Raw genomic sequence first — 19,484 nt, 5'->3', positions numbered from 1 at the left:
ATATTTAAAATACATAATTAGTATTCAAAGTATATAGAAATTATATAGTAGGAGTGATATCTTTTTATGGATATTAAGCAGCTGAAGTATTTTCTGACTATTGCTAAAGAAGGTAAAATAACTAGTGCAGCTAAAAAACTAAATATGGCGCAGCCACCTTTAAGTTATCACTTAAAACTCTTAGAAGAAGAATTAGGCGTTAAACTTATGGATAGGGGAAGTCATAAGATACATTTAACAAGTGCAGGAGAAATACTTGCAAATAGAGCTGAACAAATACTTAAATTAGTAAGTTTTACTGCAAAGGAGCTAAAGGATTTTAAAGAAGGAGCAAAGGGAACACTTTCCATTGGAACGGTATCTTCTTCAGGTGCTACATTGTTACCAGAAAGAATAAAGATTTTCCATAAAGAATATCCAGAGGTAAATTTTAATGTATGGGAAGGAAATACCTTTAGAATATTAGAAGTATTAAACAGTGGATTGATAGAAGTTGGTATTGTAAGAACCCCTTTTAATACGGAAGGGCTTGAAATAACTGCACTGCCCAAAGAACCTATGACTGTTGTATTTAACAAGGAGAGTGATTTGTTTGAAGATAGAGAAAGTGTGAAATTAAAGGACTTGAAAGGTAGACCTTTAATTATATACAGAAGATTTGAAAAGTTGATATTTGAGTGCTGCAATAAAGAAGGTTTTGTACCTAATATAATTTGTAACACTGAAGATGCAAGAACAGCACTTTTATGGGCAGAATCAGGTATTGGAATGGCCATTGTTCCAAGAACATCTATTGATGTGGTTAAAAATGTAGATTTGAAAAGAAAAAAGATAGATGAAGTTGATTTGGAAACTAGTATAGCTGCTATATGTGTAAAGAATAGATATATGTCATCAGTAGCTAGAAATTTTTTACGCATTTTTTCTATGAAAAAGTAGAATATTTTAGGAGACGATTTTAATGAATGAAAAAAATTTTAACTTTAATGTTAAGGTACTGTTTTTTGTTGCTGTCTTAATCACTGCTTATTTTTACATAGATAAATTTCAAATAATTGCACTCGTACCTTTGGCATTATGTGTGTACGATGGATTTTGTATATTTTTTAAATTTAAAAATAGGGACGGGCTTAGAATAATTTTTTTTATGGCTACCGTTTTAACACTTATATTTGTACTTCATGTTTTAGTGGTATATGGAGTATCAAATCCAATTCCTATAATTATTGCTTTTATAGTGACTAATTTGTTTTTTATATATAATTTAATTATCTACAAGTATTTTAAATACAATCTACTAAGCCTTATAATTATAATTTTAGGTTGGATCATATGTGACTGTTTTCCTATACTCATGGTATTTGTATTGTCAGCAGGACTTTTAAGTAAATAGTAAATAAAACAATTAAACTTTAGGATAGAACACCTAAAGCTTAATTGTTTTTGTTCTGTAATATTTTTGTTTAAGTTTTATTTCTAATTATTTCCTTTAAGGTATCAATTAGAATATCTACTTCGCTATAAGTATTGTATAAACCAAAGCTCAACCGAACGAGACCTGGGTGGGAGATATCATTGTAATTGTGTTTTAAGTAGGTTATATCTTTACGAGAAAGCCTAAGAAGTCTTTGTACATAAGGTTGAGCACAAAAGCAGCCACTTCTGACTGAAATACCAGATAAATCTGAAAGAAGTTTTGCTGTAATACCATGATAAAGTCCTTTTATGTTAAAAGGAAGTATTGCAACCTTATCGCAATTTGGATTGGGGTCACAATATAAGGTGATGTTTGGAAGACTAGTAATTTTATTCAAAGCATAATTGTATATTTTCATTTCATTGCTGTCTATATTTTTTATTTCCAATTTGTTTAACATCTCAATAGCAGCAGTTAAGGCAATTACTCCAAGTACATTGGGAGTACCAGCTTCATTTTTTTCAGGTGGATCATTCCATATTACACTGTTATCTGTAACTAATTTTATAGTACCTCCTCCGATATATTCAGGTGATACACTACAGAAAGTCTCCTTGGGACCTATCAATACGCCTATACCAAAGGGTGCATACATTTTGTGCGCTGAGAAAGCTAAATAGTCAATAGATTCGTCTTCATAATGTTGCTTCATGTATATAGGATAATGAGGTACAAGTTGGGCGCCATCTACTAGAATTTCTGATCCATAATTGTGGGCAATTTTTGCAATTTTATATATAGGGTTTTTGTATCCTGTTACATTAGAAGCACCAGTTACACATACCAACTTAACTTTGCCATCATGTTTTTCTAATTTACGTCTTAAATCTGAAATAATTAGTTTACCGGTTTCATCTACCTCCAAATAATCTACTTTAAATTTGTTCCTCCAGGGCAAATCATTAGAATGATGTTCCATTCTAGTCGCTAATATAACAGCATCCTTATATAGATAATTAAAAATATAAGATAATTTATTGATAGCTTCAGTAGTGTTTTTTACATAGATTACTGTATTTTTTTCGGAATCACAGTGAACAAAGTTGCATATAAGTTGCCGCGATGTTTCATAGATTTCAGAGGATAATGTAGATTTAAAACCGGTTCCCCGATGAATAGAAGAATAATAGGGTGAAAAACTAACTACTTTTTCCATAACATAATTAAAAGGAGGTGTAGTAGCTGCATTATCAAAGTTTATAGCAGTTACCAGCTTTCCATTTTTTAAAGGTATTTTTGTATCTACACCGGTTATTAATTCTCTGTAATTATGATTTGTTTTATCATAGGACATATTAAAATCACTCCTATAAGGTACTTATATATAATATGTAGTATGATTTTAAATGTACCAAATAAGTGAAAAGTTTATCAATAAAATAAACATAGGAATAAGCATAGACTATATTTACACTATCCTTATTTGCTGTTTTCCCAAGTATCTTTATATTCTTGTAAAATGTTATGGAGCACATTTCCTATTTTAGAATAGGCACTGTCGTTTAAATTTGCAAGTGAAATTCTTACAGACCACTTAGAGGCATAGAATCCGGAGCCTCCTAATAATACAATAGAAGATTTTTCGGCTAATTTAAAGAGTATATCTATTGGTTTATAGCTCATGTCTAAATAATCTCCAAAGGCTTTTCCGTAATGAGTATTTGCCCATTTTAATAGGTCAAATTCTGCATAGTAACTTGCGTCATAAGGATCTTCTGGTATATTTATGTCAAGACTTTTAAATAGCAACTTTTTTCGCCTTTTACATATGCCCTTTATCAGGTTTTTGTATTCGCTTTTAGTATCTAGCAGTGAGAATATTGCAAAAAAGGCCATTTGAACCTGCTGGGGCGTTGACAAACCTGCAGTATGGTGAAGTGCTACCTGACGGCTGTCTGCTGCGATCCTATCTATAAAATTAATTTCCGTTGGATCGGTTGAAATGGATTCATAACGTTTTTTTATAGTATTTTTTTTATCTTCTGGCAGCTCTTTTAAAAGCTTATCAAATACATTGTTTTCATGAATAGCTATAGTCCCAAGTCTCCAGCCTGTTACACCAAAATACTTTGAAAATGAATAAACTCCTATACAATTGTAGGGGAGAGCTGATACTATAGAATTAAATTTGTCTGGAAAACTACCATATACGTCATCTGATATAATCATTAAATTTGGATTGGAATCCTTAATAGTTTCTATAAGGTATTTAATTGATTCAGGTTCTATAGCTTCTGAAGGCGGGTTGCTTGGGTCTACTAAAAATAAAGCCTTGATAGTTTTGTCACCTAGTTTTTTTAGTTCTGATTTTGGATATTGCCACGGACTACTTCCTTCTTCGGGATCTTCAGAGGCCATTATCTTAACTAAATTAAAATTATATCTTGGAATAATTGGAATCTCTAAATAGGGAGTAAAAATAGGAGTCATAATTGCTACTTTATCACCTTTTTTTAGAAGTTCATTGGCAATTAATGAATCAAATATATAACATATGGCAGCAGTAGCACCTTCTACAGCAAATAATTTGAACTTAGAATCAAACTCCTGTAAGTGATATATCTCCTTGAGTAAATACTGAGTTACTATTTTTTCTACATGGATTAATATTCTGCTTGGGTCTGGATAGTTATCACCTATAATTCCATCTGTTAGTTCATAAATCCAATCTTCAGCATTGAATCCTTGATAATTTATACCATAATCTATAAATTTTTTTAACATATCTATGCCTGGACAGGTTTTGTGACTTTCAATATAATCATAAAAACGTATATGTATATTTTGCTTTTCAGGCATTCCGCCTAAGTTTTTTTCATTCCATATTCGCCGTGATTCTTCTAATGCAAATTGCCCAAAAGCAAAAAAGGCCTCTCGGGGAGAAGTGGATATCCAGTTAGGATTCCCTCTTCCTGCATCTAAAAGAGCATGTGCACTTTTTACCTTTTGACCTTTAGCAAGACTAATTAGTTTGTTTTTTAATTCAAAAGGACTTATTTTACCGTAAATGCGCTCTAGTTCTAGTAGTTGAATATTTTTATCTGAATACATTTTATGTGCTTCCTCCAAAAATTTTATATATTATAAAATTTATATTCTGCAAATATAAACAAAAATATGCACATAAAAAGTACCAGCCTAGTGCAATTTTTTTAGTTTAATTATATACTAGTTCTTGAATGACCATAATATAATAAAAGCTGTTATATTTTAGACTAAAATGAAAGGATGTGCTTAATATGCGAGAATATAGTGCTTTTGATATTCTAGGACCCATAATGATAGGACCCTCTAGCTCTCATACTGCTGGGGCAGCAAGACTGGGTAAAATTGCAAAGACTATAGCAGGAGGCAAAATTTTAAAGGTACAATTTCTGCTTCATGGATCTTTTGCTAAAACTTATAAAGGACATGGTACAGACAAGGCTTTAGTTGCTGGAATACTGGGGATGGATCCCTGGGATGAAAATCTAAAAGAATCTATTATTTTGGCAAGGGAAGAGGGAATTAAAATTGAATTTAAAGAAATAGATTTAGGAGACGTTCATCCTAATACAGTCAAATTTATTATAGAAAAGGATAATGGGGAAACTTGTGAAATGGTAGGCTCATCTATAGGTGGAGGAAATGTAGTAATAAGTGAAGTAGATGGAGACAAAATAGAATTTACAGGAAGTTACCCTACTATATTGATAAATCATATGGATGTACCGGGTATGGTTGCAAAGGTATCTGATATACTTTATAAGCATAAAATAAACATAGCTTTTATGAGAGTGTATAGAAAAAGCACTAGAGGTTCTGGAGCAACTATGGTGTTTGAAGTGGACGATTTAATTTCTGAGGATGTTGTAAATGAAATAAATGAAATTTCAAATATAAAAAAGATAAGAGCTATAAATCCTATAACAGAGGAGGAATAATAGATGGCTAATACCGGAAATGAACTTATAAAAATATGTAGAGAAAAAAGTATGAAAATATGGGAATATACAGTTGAGGAAGAAATTAAAAGGGGAGATTCTAGCAGGGAAGAAATTTTAGGGAAGATGAGAAAAAATCTTAAAGTAATGCAAAATGCTGCAGAATATGGTATGAAAAACAAAGTAAAATCTATAAGCGGACTTATAGGTGGGGATGCTTACATATTAAATAATTATTGTAGGGAAGGAAAAAGTTTAACTGGAGATTTTATGATAAAAGCAATGGCAAGGGCGCTTTCATGTTCGGAAGTTAATGCTGCTATGGGAAAGATAGTGGCTGCACCTACAGCAGGCTCCTGTGGAATAATACCTGCGGCAATAATAAGTGCAGGAGAAAAGCTAAACAAGAGTGAGGATGAATTGATTCAAGCGCTCTTCACAGCAACTGGAATTGGAATGATAATAGCTAAAAATGCCACTATGTCAGGAGCTGAAGGTGGATGTCAGGCAGAGTGTGGTTCTGCAGCTGCTATGGCAGCAGGAGGAGTAGTTGAGATGATGGGCGGTACTCCAGAACAAGCCTTAAATGCCAGTGCTATAGTGATAAAAAATGTATTAGGATTAGTTTGCGATCCTGTAGCAGGTCTTGTAGAAGTACCTTGTGCCAAGAGAAACGTTTCAGGAACTGTAAGCGCACTAACTACAGCAGATATGGTTATGGCAGGTGTATACAGTAGAATACCTTTTGATGATACTGTTTCGGCAATGTATAGGGTTGGAAAACAACTTCCCTGTGCACTTAGGGAGACAGCACTTGGAGGACTTGCAGTTACAGAAACTGGCCTTAAATTAAAAAAGCAGGTACTTGGAAATTAAAAAAGGGATATACAAATAGTTGTATATCCCTTTTTTCAAAGGTATAAAAAACCACCTTTTATTCAGAGGTGGTAAAACATTCTATTCATTTATGTTAAGATGTTTTATTCTAATATTGTAAGCTATAAATTATAGTTTTACAACGTTAGCAGCTTGAAGACCTTTTGGTCCTTCTTCAACATCAAATTGAACTTTTTGACCTTCTTCAAGATTTTTTCTTGGTTCATCACTTTGGATTGCAGTGAAGTGTACGAAAACATCATTTTCGCCAGGTACTTCAATAAATCCAAATCCTTTTTCTGAGTTAAACCATTTTACTGTTCCTATTTTCATTTATTATCCTCCTAAAGATAAAACACTTATAATTGATATAGCTTGATTTTGTATATCGGTGTTTATTATTACATTAGTATAACACAAAAATGTAAAATTAACAACAAATCTTAAAATTTCACATTAAATATTGATGTTACCTAATAAACATATTATACATTAATTTGACTCTATAATCAAAGTAATTTTTAAAATAATTTTGCTGCAATTAAAAACTTTTTTATTAGTATTAGTATTTAACATTTAATACTTTTTAATACATTGTTAATTTACGGTAATGTATTAAAAATATTTTTACTTGATCCTTTTAGACATTAGGCGTTAAAGGGATCTCTTATGTAAGCTTATTTGAATTAAAAGAGTCATTTATATTGTCCATTATCATAGTTGTTGTATTTGAGATATTGTTTATTATATGGTTATAAGTATGGCTTAATTGAGTCAAAGAAGTTACCATTTGGCTATTTTTTTTTCTCTTATAATAATCTATTTTACGTAGTACCTCTTTATTTTCTTCTCTAAACATCCAGGTTAGGGTTGTCCCCGTTTCGTATTGTTTTTGAAATTTAATTAGTGATGAATAAGACATTTTCATAGTGTTTTTCGTAGTGTTTTTAGTAAGTGATTTGATAAATGAATTTGAAAAATTATCTAAGGTGTCTTTAAATGCATTGTCAAGCAAACTCATGTACTTTTTAGTATCACTTCCATAAGCACCAAATAAAATTTCTTTTTTTATCTTTTTATATTCTGAAGTATATTTTGATAGAGAAGAAAGCTTAGCATTGTCTTCACTAGAACTTTCAATGCGGTTGAAAAAGTTACAGATTACAGTTCCATCTTTGGATATATTTGAATCATCTTTGTCTTTAAAATTTGAAGTATTATCGTGACTAGATGAAGTTTTATGCTCGCTGACATTATACTTGGCTTTACAGGAAATTGATTTGTTAATTGTAATTGAATCCACAATAACCCCTTCTTACATTTTTTATGTATATATTACAAGTATCGAAATATAATTTAATTACTGAATAATTACTTTTAAATATTAAACTTATTGTGTATAATTCATTTTAGGTAGCTTTGTAGATAAACGCTAGTGAAAAGTCTATTCTAAAAAAGGAGTAATGAAAATGTTATTTATTGAGCACCAAAATACGAATCCATATATGAACCATGCAATTGAAGAATATGTAATGCAAACATTCAATGAGGATTGTTTTATCCTTTGGAGAAACAGACCCTGTGTTTTAATAGGCAAAAATCAAAATACCCTTTCAGAAATAAACATAGACTATATAAAAAAGCATAATTTATCAGTAGTAAGAAGAATGTCAGGGGGAGGAACTATATTCAATGACCTGGGAACTTTAAATTTTACCTTTATATCTGTAGGCGAAAACAATGCTTTTGCGGATTTTAGTAAGTTTACGTATCCTATAATAAGAGCATTGAAAAAGCTATCTATAAACGCAGAGCTTTCTGGTAGAAATGATTTGGTTATAGATGGTAAAAAAATTTCAGGAAATGCCCAATATAAACATGGAAATAAAATTTTGCATCATGGAAGTATTTTGTTTTCTGTTAATATGAAAAATTTGAATGATGCTCTTTACGTAAACCCTATAAAATTTTCAGATAAAGCTGTTAAATCTGTAAGAAGCAGGGTTACGAATATATATGATTATATTAAAAGTGATATGACTATAATTGAATTCAAAGAATTTTTAATGAAATCAGTTATAAGTGAAGATGAAAATCCTAAAATATATATATTTTCAAAAGAGGAATGGAAAAAAATAAAAGAAATATGTTATCATAAATATAAGACGTGGGAATGGAATTATGGACATCTTAAAAAGTTTAATTATTCCAACCAGAAAAAATTTCCAGGAGGAATTGTACAGGTTAATATATATGTAAAAAAAGGTATTATAGACAATATAAAATTTTTTGGAGATTTTTTCAGCAGTTGCGAGATTAGTGAATTGGAAAATGAGTTTCTAGGAATTAAGTATGAAAAAGAAGAAATTCTGAAATCACTTGAAAACGTAGACATGGAAAGATATATGCATAATATAAACAAAAAAGATATTATGGAGGTTATGTTTAAATAGTAGTATACTAATTTTGTGGAGATGTGTTAAAAAATTAGCATATTTTAAAGAAGAAGCGGGGGATTGTATTTTATGTATAAGAGAAAACCTGAGTGGTTAAAAATAAAAATAAGAGGCGGACAAGTTTCCCAGGATGTAAAGGATATACTTAAAAAATATTCTTTAAATACTGTATGTGGTGAGGCAAATTGTCCTAATAGAATGGAATGTTTTAATAAAAGCAGGGCAACTTTTATGATACTTGGGAAAAATTGTACTAGAAATTGTACTTTTTGTAATGTAACTAAAGGCAAACCTGAAAAAGTTGATAAAAAAGAACCTTTTAATGTGGCACAAGCAGTGGATAAACTAGAATTGAAATATGCGGTAATAACTTCTGTTACAAGAGATGATTTAGAAGATGGAGGAGCTTCTCATTTTGCTAATGTTGTAGAAGAAATAAGAAAGCTTAATAAAAATATAACAGTAGAAGTTTTAATACCGGATTTTAAAGGAAATGAAACTGCACTTAAAAAGGTAGTGGATTCAAAACCTAATGTAATAAATCACAATGTAGAGACTACACCTGCTCTATATAAAGAAGTAAGACCAATGGCAGTTTACAAGCGTTCATTGGAACTTTTAAAAAGAGTTAAGATTATGGATAACTCAATTTTAACAAAATCAGGATTTATGTTGGGGCTTGGAGAAAAAGAAGAAGATATTATAGAAGTATTAAAGGATTTAAGAAGGGCGGATTGTGACATTGTTACAATAGGTCAGTACTTACCACCTTCTTCAAAACATCATCCTGTTGTAGAGTATGTTCATCCTGATCTATTTAAAAAGTATAAAGAAATAGCTTTAGAGTTGGGTTTTAAATTTGTATCATCTTCCCCACTAGTAAGAAGTTCCTATCATGCAGAAGAAATGATTGAAAACTAATCTGATGCCAAAAACTCTACTTATATCGAAATGAGATAAAATTGAAACATAATCTCATTTTGATATAAATTTTGTATCATTTTGATACCAATGGACTTAAAAAAATTTCTTAGCACAAAATATTAAAACTAAATATTAAAGCTTATCCCACTATTAACATCTATTTGAGAAGGTTGTGAAAAATTATTAAAAATATATAGAAAATTGGCATATAAATTGCTAGATATATAAGAGAAAGATAAATTCGTATATTTTTTTTAAAATTCTAGGAGGTCTTTATTATGCATATTCCAGATAATTATTTAAGTCCATCAACCTGTGCTGTTATGGCAGTGGTAATGCTGCCAGTTTGGGCAAAGGCCGTAAAAAAGGTAAAAAGTGAAATAAGTCCCAAGAAAATGCCTATGCTTGGTGTTTGCGGAGCATTTTCTTTTCTTATAATGATGTTTAATGTACCTATACCAGGAGGAACAACAGCTCATGCAGTAGGGGCAACTTTGATAGCAATTTTACTTGGACCTTATGCAGCAACTATTGCAGTTACTATAGCACTACTTATACAGGCACTTTTCTTCGGAGATGGAGGAATACTTGCATTTGGAGCTAATACTTTTAACATGGCTTTTATAATGCCTTTTGTAGGGTATACCATATATAGTATTATAAAAAATAGAGTAAAGAGCCCTAAAGGAGAATATATTGCAGCTTTTATAGGTGGATATGTAGGAATTGTGGCGGCATCTTTTATGGCATCCATTGAATTTGGCCTACAGCCTTTATTATTTACAGATGCAGCTGGAAAGGCACTTTATTGTCCTTATGGTTTAAATGTGGCTGTACCAGCAATGGTAGGAACTCATCTTTTAGTAGGTATACTTGAGGGGGCAATAACTGCAGCAGTATACGCTTATGTGAAGAAAATGTCACCAGATGTTGTATATGAAGACAAAATTGGAAATAAAAAACCACTTTATGGACTTTTGGCAATTTTAATAGTTTTATGTCCTCTAGGACTTTTAGCTGCTGGAGATGCGTGGGGTGAATGGGATTCAGAAGGTATGAAGTCACTTATAGGGTACATACCTAAAGGATTTCAAAATGGTATACACTTTAATGCTATTGCAGCGGACTATTCTGTAAAAGGAATGAATGATGTTGTAGGTTATATTATTTCAGCAGTGGCGGGAGTTGCACTTATAATGATTGTGTTTAAAGTAATATCTTCTTTAAGAAAAAACGCGGTGGATATAGATAATAAAAATGTTAAAGTAAATAAATAAATGGAAAGCCCCCTTTTTCATATATAAACAAATTAAAAAGGGGGCTTTTTTATTTTTCAGAAACTATATTTTTTAAAGCATTTACTAATGCATCTATATCTTGCTTTTCATTAAAATATCCAATACCTATTCTCATAGCACCAATTTCATAAGTTCCCATTATCCTGTGGGCTGTTGGAGCACAATGAAATCCAACTCTTATCATTATGTCATATTCCTTATCCAGCTTAAAAGCAATATCTTCACCAGACATATTCTCTATATTAAACGAAATGACACCTACTATTTTTTTCGCATCTTTTGGACCATATATATGGATTCCTGGAACTTCCTCTAATCTCTTAAGGGCATATTCAATTATTTCATTTTCTTTATCTCTTATTTTTTGTACTCCTAGATCATATATGTATCTAATTCCTTCTCCTAAACCAACTATTCCAGCTACATTTAAGGTTCCTGCTTCTAATTTATTAGGATAATAATCAGGTTGGTATGGATTTTTCGAATCTTCACCGGTTCCTCCAGATTTTAATGACCTTATACAATTAGTATCGCAATTTATTAAAAGCCCTCCTGTACCAGTAGGTCCCAAAAGACTTTTATGACCTGTGAAGGCAAGAATATCTATGTTGTCTTTTTGTACATCTATAGGGTAAGCTCCGGCTGTCTGGGCGCTGTCTACTAAAAATAGAATTTTATGTTTCCTGGCTATAGCTCCTATTTCCCTTATAGGTTGAATAGTTCCGAGCACGTTAGAAGCATGAGTGAATACAATTAGCTTAGTGTTTTTTTTTATTAATTTTTCTATGTCACAGGCTTTTGATATTCCTTCATTTGTGCAGGGAAGAGTAGATATTTCTATACTTCTGTCCCGTTCAAGAGTTTTTAAAGGTCTCCATACAGAATTATGCTCCAAGCTACTTGTGATAACATGATCTCCTTGATTTAAAACTCCGTTTATTATTAGATTAAGTGAATCTGTTATGTTGTAAGTAAAGATTATGTTAGATGGGTCTTTACCGTTAAATAACTTACATATATTATCTCTGCAGTTAAATACAAGTCTATCAGCTTCAATAGCTGATTTGTAAGCCCCTCTTCCTGCAGTGGCTCCTATGTTCTTCATAAAATTTGAAATTCCATCTACAACTGCAGGTGGTTTTGGGTAAGATGTAGCAGCATTGTCTAAATAAATTCCCAATATGATTATCTCCTTTCTTTAGGTTCCCTAGATTTATAAAATATAATTAAGTCAACTTTTGTACATACGAAATTTTGACTTAATATAAAAATATTGCGACGTAATTTTTTAAATTAATAGTTAAGAATGAAGAATTAATAGTTAAGAATGAAGAATTAATAGTTAAGAATGAAGAATTAATAGTTAATGTGGATTTTTTTCCGTTACACTATAAAAAATCTTTGATTAAGCTTTTCATCACTTGTTTCGCTAAAGCGAAACATTGCTGATTTATATAAATTAAAGATTTTTTGCGATAGCTAAAAATCGTCTTTCACTATTAATTTTTCATTATTAATTCTTAACTTGCGAAGAAGCTTTGTTTTTAACTCCTATAATTATATTATAACTTTATTATAGAGAGTTAAAAGGGGGAAATTTGATATGTAAAGGATATGTAGAATTATTATAAATTTATAAATTAATATAACTGTAATTTTCAAGTTATATTTCGTATGTTATTATATAGGTATAAATATTTTAGTAAAAATTATAGAAAAGGGAGAGATACACTTGAAAGAAATTCATTATAACAGTACTAGAGGATTAAATGGAAACTATACTGCATCTCAAGCTATACTAAAAGGAATATCAGAAGATGGTGGATTGTTTGTTCCAGACAGCATACCTTCTGTGAATGAAGAAGAATTACAAAAATTCAAAAATATGACTTATAAGGAATTAGCTTTATGCATAATCGGAAAGTTTTTCACCGATTTTACTGAAGATGAGTTGAAGAAGTGCATAGACCTAGCTTATGACAATAAATTTGAATCAGATGAAATAGTGCCACTAAAGAAAGTTGGGGATGTGTTTTATTTAGAGTTGTTTCATGGACCAACTTTAGCTTTTAAAGACATGGCATTGTGTCTTCTACCACATCTAATGCAGACTGCTGCAAAAAAACAAAATTTACATAAAAAGATAGTTATACTTACAGCAACTTCTGGAGATACAGGAAAGGCAGCGCTAGAAGGCTTTGCAGATGTAGAGGATACAAGAATAGTAGTATTTTTCCCTGAAAAAGGGGTAAGTGATATACAAAAAAGACAGATGGTTACCCAGGTAGGCAAAAATACTAAAGTTATAGGAATAAAGGGAAATTTTGATGATGCCCAGACTGAAGTTAAGAAAATTTTTAATGATGAAGAATTAAAAAAAGAATTGGATGAAAAGTCTTATATGTTTTCTTCTGCCAATTCCATAAATATAGGAAGACTTATACCTCAAGTAGTATATTATTTTCATGGATATATGGAACTTTTAAGGAAGGGGCAAATAAAATTAGGAGAAAAAATAAATTTTGTAGTTCCTACAGGTAATTTTGGAAATATACTTGCAGCCTATTATGCAAAAAAAATGGGCCTACCTATAAATAAGCTTTTATGTGCTTCAAATGATAATAAAGTATTATATGACTTTTTAAAAAGTGGAATTTATGATGCTGAGAGAGAATTTATAGTAACTATATCTCCTTCTATGGATATACTCATATCCAGTAATCTTGAAAGATTCATATATGATATAAGTGGGAAGGATTCTTCAGTTGTACAGGGATTAATGAAAGATTTAAATAAAAATAGGAAGTATAGTGTAAGTGAAAATATGAAAGAAGAATTAAAACCATTTTATGGTGGATTTGCGACCGAAGGGGAAACACTTCACTCCATAAGTGATGTCTTCAAAGATTATAAATACCTAATGGACACACATACTTCAGTGGCTTATTCCGTGTATAGAAAGTATTTTCAGGATACAGGAGATGACACAAAAACCATTATTGTTTCTACTGCAAGTCCTTTTAAATTTACAAAATCCGTAATGAGTGCTTTAGACGATAAGTATAAGAATCAAAAAGATTTTGACCTTATAGAAGTAATGAGCAAAACTGCTTCTCTCGAAATTCCTAAACCTATAGAGAAACTAATGAAAAGTGAAGTTATTCACAGTACTGTATGTGAAAAACAACAGATGAAAGATGAGATTAGAAAATTCTTAGTATAATTGGAGATAACTTTCCATTTTTTACGAAAAAGTAATTTACATATAATAACATAAAATATACATCAATATAAGTACAATAGTAAGTCGAATATTGAAAATTAAAGTTATAAATATTCGATATATAATGTATGAAAATGCTAGGATGTATTTATAAACAGTAGTATAATATAAAATTAGAAGGTAGTTGAAAATTAGTGTAAAATTATTTTTTGTAGAGAAACTAATAAAATAGCATGAGCAGTTTATATTAATTTATAATAATATAGTATGAGGAATTGTTGTATATATTCATGAGGAAAAATTTTCTTGTGAATATATACTTTTATAGAGAAAATTTTGGCTTAGATATGTATTTTTAATAGGGGAGAGTTTTATGTTGACATCATTATCAGATGAATATAATCAACTTAAAAATGAGTATGAAGCTTATCAAAAGATGGCTGAAGGAATTATACAAAAACAAAGTATAAAGATTATAGAGTTAGATAAAAAACTAGATATGTTATCTTTGATAGTTGAGATAAGTCAGTATATAAACAAGCGAATAGGTAGAGGAGAAATAGTTTCTATAATAAATGATATAATGATAGGCATTCTAGGGGTAACTTATTCAAGCGTATATCTTTTAGAGAATAGAAAACTTCAATTAAAATCTACAAACTTGCCTAATACAAAACATCACTATAGTATTAACGATTACAATAAAGGAAATATAAGTAATCTAAATGCTAGCATAGTAAATTGTATTGATAATATATATATATATGATAATATTCAAATTCACTCTTCCATACTCATGCCTATATATTTAAAAGATAATCTATTAGGTGTTATCGTGGTTGAACATCATATATATAACTATCTAAATAACGAACATATGAAGTTATTGACTGCACTTACCAATCAGATAGCTATATGTATAGAAAATAATAAACTTTATAACAAGATAAAACAAAATTCTCAAAAGGATTTTTTAACAGGTCTATTTAACAGAAATTATTTTTTTTCGGTGATAAGAGAAAAGGTAAAAGACTGTGGCAAAGGTTTTGCTATTGTAATGATTGACATTGATGATTTTAAAAGTTTTAATGATAGATTTGGGCATCAATATGGAGATAGGGTGCTGAGAAAAGTAAGTGATATAATAAAAGATAGTATAAGAGACGAGGATATGGTAGCTAGATATGGAGGAGAAGAAATTATAATATATATGTATAATATTACAGATTCCATGTCTGTATATGAGAGAATGATAAATATAGGAGAGCTTATAAAAAAGAAAGCTGTAGAGTATAATGAAGCCTCGTCTTATGTAACGGTTTCAATGGGTATAGCAGTATGCACAAATAAGAATAAAGATGTTGAAGATACAATAAGAAGGGCTGATATGAACTTGTACAGAGCAAAAAATTCTGGAAAGAATAAAGTGGTTTATTAAATAAGTATAGTTATTGGCATCAGAGGGAGTTTTAACTCCCTCCTGATGCCTATTAACAAGATGATTAGTGCTTTAAGCACTTAGAAAGGCGCTATCCTTTAGGGGGAAACCGTCAATGAATTTTAGTAAGGTGGTACATATGGATACAAATTGGACAGAATCTCAAAGAGAAGCTATTTTTACTCCTAAGTGTAATTTATTAGTATCAGCGGGTGCGGGAACTGGTAAGACAGCAGTGCTAGTGGAGAGAATAATACAGGAGATAACAAGCATTGATGAAGATGTGGATATAGATAAATTATTAGTTGTTACCTTTACAAATGCGGCAGCTTCTGAAATGAAAGAGAGAATAGCGGAGGCAATTTCTAAACTGTTAGAATCAAATTATGGATCAAAAAATCTTCAAAAACAACTGACACTTTTAAATCAGGCTAATATAATTACTATACATGCTTTTTGTCTTAAGGTTATAAAAAGTAATTTTCATTTAATAGATTTAGACCCTAATTTTAGAATATGCGACAGTACAGAAGCAGTTCTTTTAAAACAGGATGTACTTGAGGAACTTTTCGATGAGAAATATGATATAGAAAATACAGAATTTTTAAAACTTGTAGACGGTTTTAAAAGTAAAAATGATATTAAGCTTAAAGACATGGTACTTTCTCTCTATGAATTTTCAAAAAGTAATCCTTGGCCTGAAAAGTGGTTAAGACAAGCAGTAGAAAATTTTAATGTAAAAGAAAACTTTGATTTTGGACATACCCACTGGGCAAAAATAATTATGCACAGCCTAGAGGTAGAGGTTAAGGAATGCAAGAATAGAATAGAAAGAGAACTTACCATAATCCAAAGAATAGAGGGACTTGAGCACTATGCAGATACTTTTAAAAAAGATTATGAAAATATAAAGGAATTATTGCTTTTAAATTCTTGGGAAGAACTAAAAGAAAAGTTTTTACAATTGAGTTTTGACAAGCTTTCCACTAAAAGAGTAAAAGATGAAGTTAAAGAAGTGAAGGAAAGGGCTAAGAATGTAAGGGATGAAGTTAAAAAGAAGTTAAATAGTATAAAAGAAGATATATTTTTAGGTTCTGATAATATGTATAAAAATATGCAGGAAGTATATCCTATGATGAAGTGTCTGGCTTCTCTTGTAATAGAGTTTGATAAAAGTTACAGCTTGAAAAAAAGGGAAAGAGGGATACTGGATTTTAGTGATATAGAGCACTTTTGTCTTGAAATATTAACAGATAGAGATGAGGAGGGAAATATAGTTCCTTCGGAGGCAGCTTTAGAATATAGGAGATATTTTGAGGAGATATTTATAGATGAATATCAGGATAGCAATGAAGTTCAAGAAGTTATAATGAATATGATAAGTAGAAAATCAAAAGACTCAAATTTGTTTATGGTAGGAGATGTAAAGCAGAGTATATACAGATTTAGGCAATCTAAACCTGAACTTTTTTTGCAGAAATATAATAGTTATTCTGAAAAAAAGACGGCTGAAAACAGAAAAATAAAATTATCTGAAAATTTTAGAAGTAGAAAAGAAATAATAGAAGGTACTAATTATTTGTTTAAACAAATAATGTGTAGAGAAGTAGGAGAATTAGATTATACGGATGAGGAAAGCTTAAAAAGTTCAGCAGATTATGAAAACTCATCTGGAAACTATAGTAGAGATATAGAGGTTAATATAATAGATAAAAAAGAAGAAAGTGAAGAAATTCAAGAAAATGAAGAAGTTTTAGATAATGTTCAGGTAGAAGCACGGCTTGTAGCAGAGAAAATAAGTGAGCTCATAAATGGTAAAGAAGAAGTAGAGCCACTAAAAGTATATGACAAAAATACGAAGTCCTATAGGAATGTAATGTATAAAGACATAGTAATATTAATGCGTGCCACGCAAAATTGGGCTCCTATTTTTGTAGAAGAACTTAATAGTTTAGAAGTGCCTGTATTTGCAGATATATCTGCCGGATATTTTGAGAATATAGAAGTAAAGACAATAATATCAGTACTTGAAATAATAGATAATCCACTTCAGGATATTCCACTTGTAGCTGTGCTTAGGTCTCCTATAGAATCCTTCTCTCCAGAGGAACTTATAGATTTGAGAATGGTAGATAGAAAAATGCATTTTTATGACATATTAAAGATAATTTCGGAAAATGACCCTGAATCAGATATATCATTAGAGTATGTGGAAAATGGCTTGAAATATAAAGTAAGTGAATTCTTGAAAAGACTTAACAACTGGAGAAAAAAAGTAAAGTATATGCCAATAGATGAATTTATATGGCATCTTTATACTGAAACGGGCTATTACGGTTTTATAGGTGCTATGCCTGGGGGAATTCAGAGGCAGGCAAACCTAAGGATGTTATTTGAAAGAGCAAAACAGTATGAAAAGAGCAGTTACAAAGGACTTTTTAATTTTATAAATTTTATGAACAAACTTAAAAATAGCAGTGGGGATTTAGGAAGTGCAAAAATACTAGGAGAAAATGAAGATGTAGTCAGGATAATGAGTGTTCACAAAAGCAAAGGGCTTGAATTTCCTGTAGTAATACTTTCTGGTGCAGGAAAAAAGTTTAATTTGATGGATATGAGTAAAGGAGTACTTTTTCATGAAAAGTTAGGTCTCGGGCCGGATTATGTAAATGTAAAAAGGCATATATGTTATCCTACTGTTATGAAACAGGTACTTAGAAAAAAGCTAAAAGTAGAAACTCTTTCAGAGGAAATGAGAATATTATATGTTGCCTTTACCAGAGCAAAAGAAAAACTTATAATAACTGGAATGGTAAATAATATTGAAAAAACAACTCAAAAATGGTGTGAATGTGCTTCTTATAAAGGAAATAAACTTCCTGAGTATTCACTTATAAGTGCTAGAAATTTTTTGGATTGGATAGGGGCTGCACTGGCTAAGCATCCATGTGGAAAGCCTATAAGAGAAATTTCTAAAATTGAAGATAATTTAAATCTAGTTATAGGGGACAGTTCTAGATGGAAGATAAATATTTATAAAAAAGATGATTTTAAAACTGTATCTCAAGAAAAGGAAGATGTAGATATACTGGGTAAAATTGAAGAACTTAATTTAACCGAATATGATGGACAATATATGGATAAAGTGCATAGAAGGCTTAACTGGAAATATAAATATGAGGAAGCTTGTAAGATACCTGCTAAATTTTCTGTATCAGAGTTAAAGAGAAGGTTTGATTTGAATGATATAGAAGATAGTGCGAATTTGGTGGAATTGGTACAATTAAAAAAACCACTTTTTTTAAGAGAGAAAAAAGGTATGACAGCTGCTGAAAGAGGAACTCTTTTGCATTTAATCTTGCAGCATATTGATATAAAAAAAGTTAATTCTTACGATGAAATAAAAGAACAGGTAGGTAAACTGGTCCAGAGGGAATTTATAAGGGAAGAGGAAGTTAAGTCAATACCCCTAGGTAAAATATTGAAGTTCTTTAATTCTGAAATTGGAAGCAGAATGAAAGAGGCAGAGAATATCTATAGGGAAACTCCATTTTATATGGAAATAGAAAGTAATGAATTATATAAAGAGCTTCCAGATAAAATATATAAAGATGAAAAAATAATTATTCAAGGAATAATAGATTGCTATTTTGAAGAAAATGGAGAATTAGTGCTTATAGACTATAAGACAGATTATGTAGATGATATAGATGATATAAAAGATAAATACAAAAACCAAATTTATTATTATGCAAGGGCACTTGAAAAATTAACTGGTAAGAAAGTAAAAAATAAATATCTCTACTTATTTTTCAACAACAGCTTAGTTGAAATGTAATTAAAGTTTTAGCTTTATGTATTATATACTC

Annotated in this window: 15 protein-coding genes; 10 read left to right on the top strand and 5 right to left on the bottom strand. The window is 30.4% G+C overall.

Translation table 11 applies throughout. The annotated features are described in order from the left end of the window. The first annotated feature begins 66 nt into the window (after positions 1 to 66). Both CLCOS_RS12300 and CLCOS_RS12295 read left to right on the top strand, forming a co-directional pair. Entirely contained in the window at positions 67 to 939 is an 873-nt protein-coding gene (locus CLCOS_RS12300; protein WP_063600080.1) for a LysR family transcriptional regulator, read from the top strand. Positions 940 to 961: 22 nt separating this feature from the next. After that, positions 962 to 1,393 carry a hypothetical protein gene (locus CLCOS_RS12295; protein ID WP_063600081.1) on the top strand — a complete coding sequence of 144 codons (432 nt, stop codon included), beginning with the start codon at positions 962 to 964 and terminating at the stop codon, positions 1,391 to 1,393. Between the two features lie 70 nt (positions 1,394 to 1,463). Here the strand turns inward: CLCOS_RS12295 and CLCOS_RS12290 are convergent, their stop codons facing one another. Both CLCOS_RS12290 and aspD read right to left on the bottom strand, forming a co-directional pair. Beyond that, positions 1,464 to 2,771 carry an aminotransferase class V-fold PLP-dependent enzyme gene (locus CLCOS_RS12290; RefSeq protein ID WP_063600082.1) on the bottom strand — a complete coding sequence of 436 codons (1,308 nt, stop codon included), beginning with the start codon at positions 2,769 to 2,771 and terminating at the stop codon, positions 1,464 to 1,466. A gap of 125 nt (positions 2,772 to 2,896) precedes the next feature. Then, positions 2,897 to 4,528 (bottom strand): aspartate 4-decarboxylase, encoded by a 1,632-nt coding sequence (gene aspD / locus CLCOS_RS12285; protein WP_063600083.1) that lies wholly within the window; start codon positions 4,526 to 4,528, stop codon positions 2,897 to 2,899. 188 nt (positions 4,529 to 4,716) lie between these two features. On the opposite strand from aspD, the gene sdaAB reads away from it, so the two are divergent. Further along, complete coding sequence (gene sdaAB / locus CLCOS_RS12280) at positions 4,717 to 5,400, top strand: L-serine ammonia-lyase, iron-sulfur-dependent subunit beta (protein ID WP_013239955.1); 684 nt, start codon at positions 4,717 to 4,719, stop codon at positions 5,398 to 5,400. Positions 5,401 to 5,403: 3 nt separating this feature from the next. Beyond that, complete coding sequence (gene sdaAA, locus CLCOS_RS12275; RefSeq protein ID WP_063600084.1) at positions 5,404 to 6,276, top strand: L-serine ammonia-lyase, iron-sulfur-dependent, subunit alpha; 873 nt, start codon at positions 5,404 to 5,406, stop codon at positions 6,274 to 6,276. A 129-nt stretch (positions 6,277 to 6,405) separates the two neighbouring features. On the opposite strand, the gene CLCOS_RS12270 is transcribed toward sdaAA, so the two are convergent. Both CLCOS_RS12270 and CLCOS_RS12265 read right to left on the bottom strand, forming a co-directional pair. Continuing rightward, a complete protein-coding gene (locus CLCOS_RS12270) occupies positions 6,406 to 6,609 on the bottom strand; it encodes a cold-shock protein (protein ID WP_013239953.1) in 204 nt (67 codons plus the stop codon). Between the two features lie 334 nt (positions 6,610 to 6,943). Beyond that, positions 6,944 to 7,579, bottom strand: a complete 636-nt coding sequence (locus tag CLCOS_RS12265) for a hypothetical protein (RefSeq protein ID WP_063600085.1) — start codon at positions 7,577 to 7,579, stop codon at positions 6,944 to 6,946. Positions 7,580 to 7,745: 166 nt separating this feature from the next. Here CLCOS_RS12265 and CLCOS_RS12260 point away from each other — a divergent pair, with 166 nt between their 5' ends. The 3 genes from CLCOS_RS12260 to cbiM all read left to right on the top strand — a co-directional run bounded on the left by CLCOS_RS12260 (position 7,746) and on the right by cbiM (position 10,933). Further along, entirely contained in the window at positions 7,746 to 8,729 is a 984-nt protein-coding gene (locus CLCOS_RS12260) for a lipoate--protein ligase (protein ID WP_013239951.1), read from the top strand. A gap of 72 nt (positions 8,730 to 8,801) precedes the next feature. Continuing rightward, complete coding sequence (lipA, locus tag CLCOS_RS12255) at positions 8,802 to 9,653, top strand: lipoyl synthase (protein WP_063600086.1); 852 nt, start codon at positions 8,802 to 8,804, stop codon at positions 9,651 to 9,653. A 281-nt stretch (positions 9,654 to 9,934) separates the two neighbouring features. After that, the gene (gene cbiM / locus CLCOS_RS12250; RefSeq protein ID WP_063600087.1) at positions 9,935 to 10,933 is read left to right on the top strand and encodes a cobalt transporter CbiM; all 999 of its coding nucleotides are present in this window, start codon (positions 9,935 to 9,937) and stop codon (positions 10,931 to 10,933) included. Between the two features lie 49 nt (positions 10,934 to 10,982). Here cbiM and CLCOS_RS12245 read toward each other — a convergent pair whose 3' ends face one another. Continuing rightward, positions 10,983 to 12,134 carry an aminotransferase class V-fold PLP-dependent enzyme gene (locus tag CLCOS_RS12245; protein ID WP_063600088.1) on the bottom strand — a complete coding sequence of 384 codons (1,152 nt, stop codon included), beginning with the start codon at positions 12,132 to 12,134 and terminating at the stop codon, positions 10,983 to 10,985. A 552-nt stretch (positions 12,135 to 12,686) separates the two neighbouring features. Here CLCOS_RS12245 and thrC point away from each other — a divergent pair. The 3 genes from thrC to addA all read left to right on the top strand — a co-directional run bounded on the left by thrC (position 12,687) and on the right by addA (position 19,453). Next, positions 12,687 to 14,177 (top strand): threonine synthase, encoded by a 1,491-nt coding sequence (gene thrC / locus CLCOS_RS12240; RefSeq protein WP_013239947.1) that lies wholly within the window; start codon positions 12,687 to 12,689, stop codon positions 14,175 to 14,177. Positions 14,178 to 14,550: 373 nt separating this feature from the next. Further along, entirely contained in the window at positions 14,551 to 15,615 is a 1,065-nt protein-coding gene (locus CLCOS_RS12235; RefSeq protein ID WP_063600089.1) for a sensor domain-containing diguanylate cyclase, read from the top strand. 115 nt (positions 15,616 to 15,730) lie between these two features. After that, a complete protein-coding gene (gene addA, locus CLCOS_RS12230; protein ID WP_242866874.1) occupies positions 15,731 to 19,453 on the top strand; it encodes a helicase-exonuclease AddAB subunit AddA in 3,723 nt (1,240 codons plus the stop codon). The last annotated feature ends 31 nt before the right edge of the window (positions 19,454 to 19,484 follow it).

Source organism: Clostridium coskatii (genome assembly GCF_001675205.1).
Taxonomy (GTDB): Bacteria; Bacillota; Clostridia; order Clostridiales; family Clostridiaceae; genus Clostridium_B; species Clostridium_B ljungdahlii.
The sequence above is the reverse complement of the archived record's forward strand: the minus strand, read 5'-3'. Positions and strand labels throughout refer to the sequence as shown.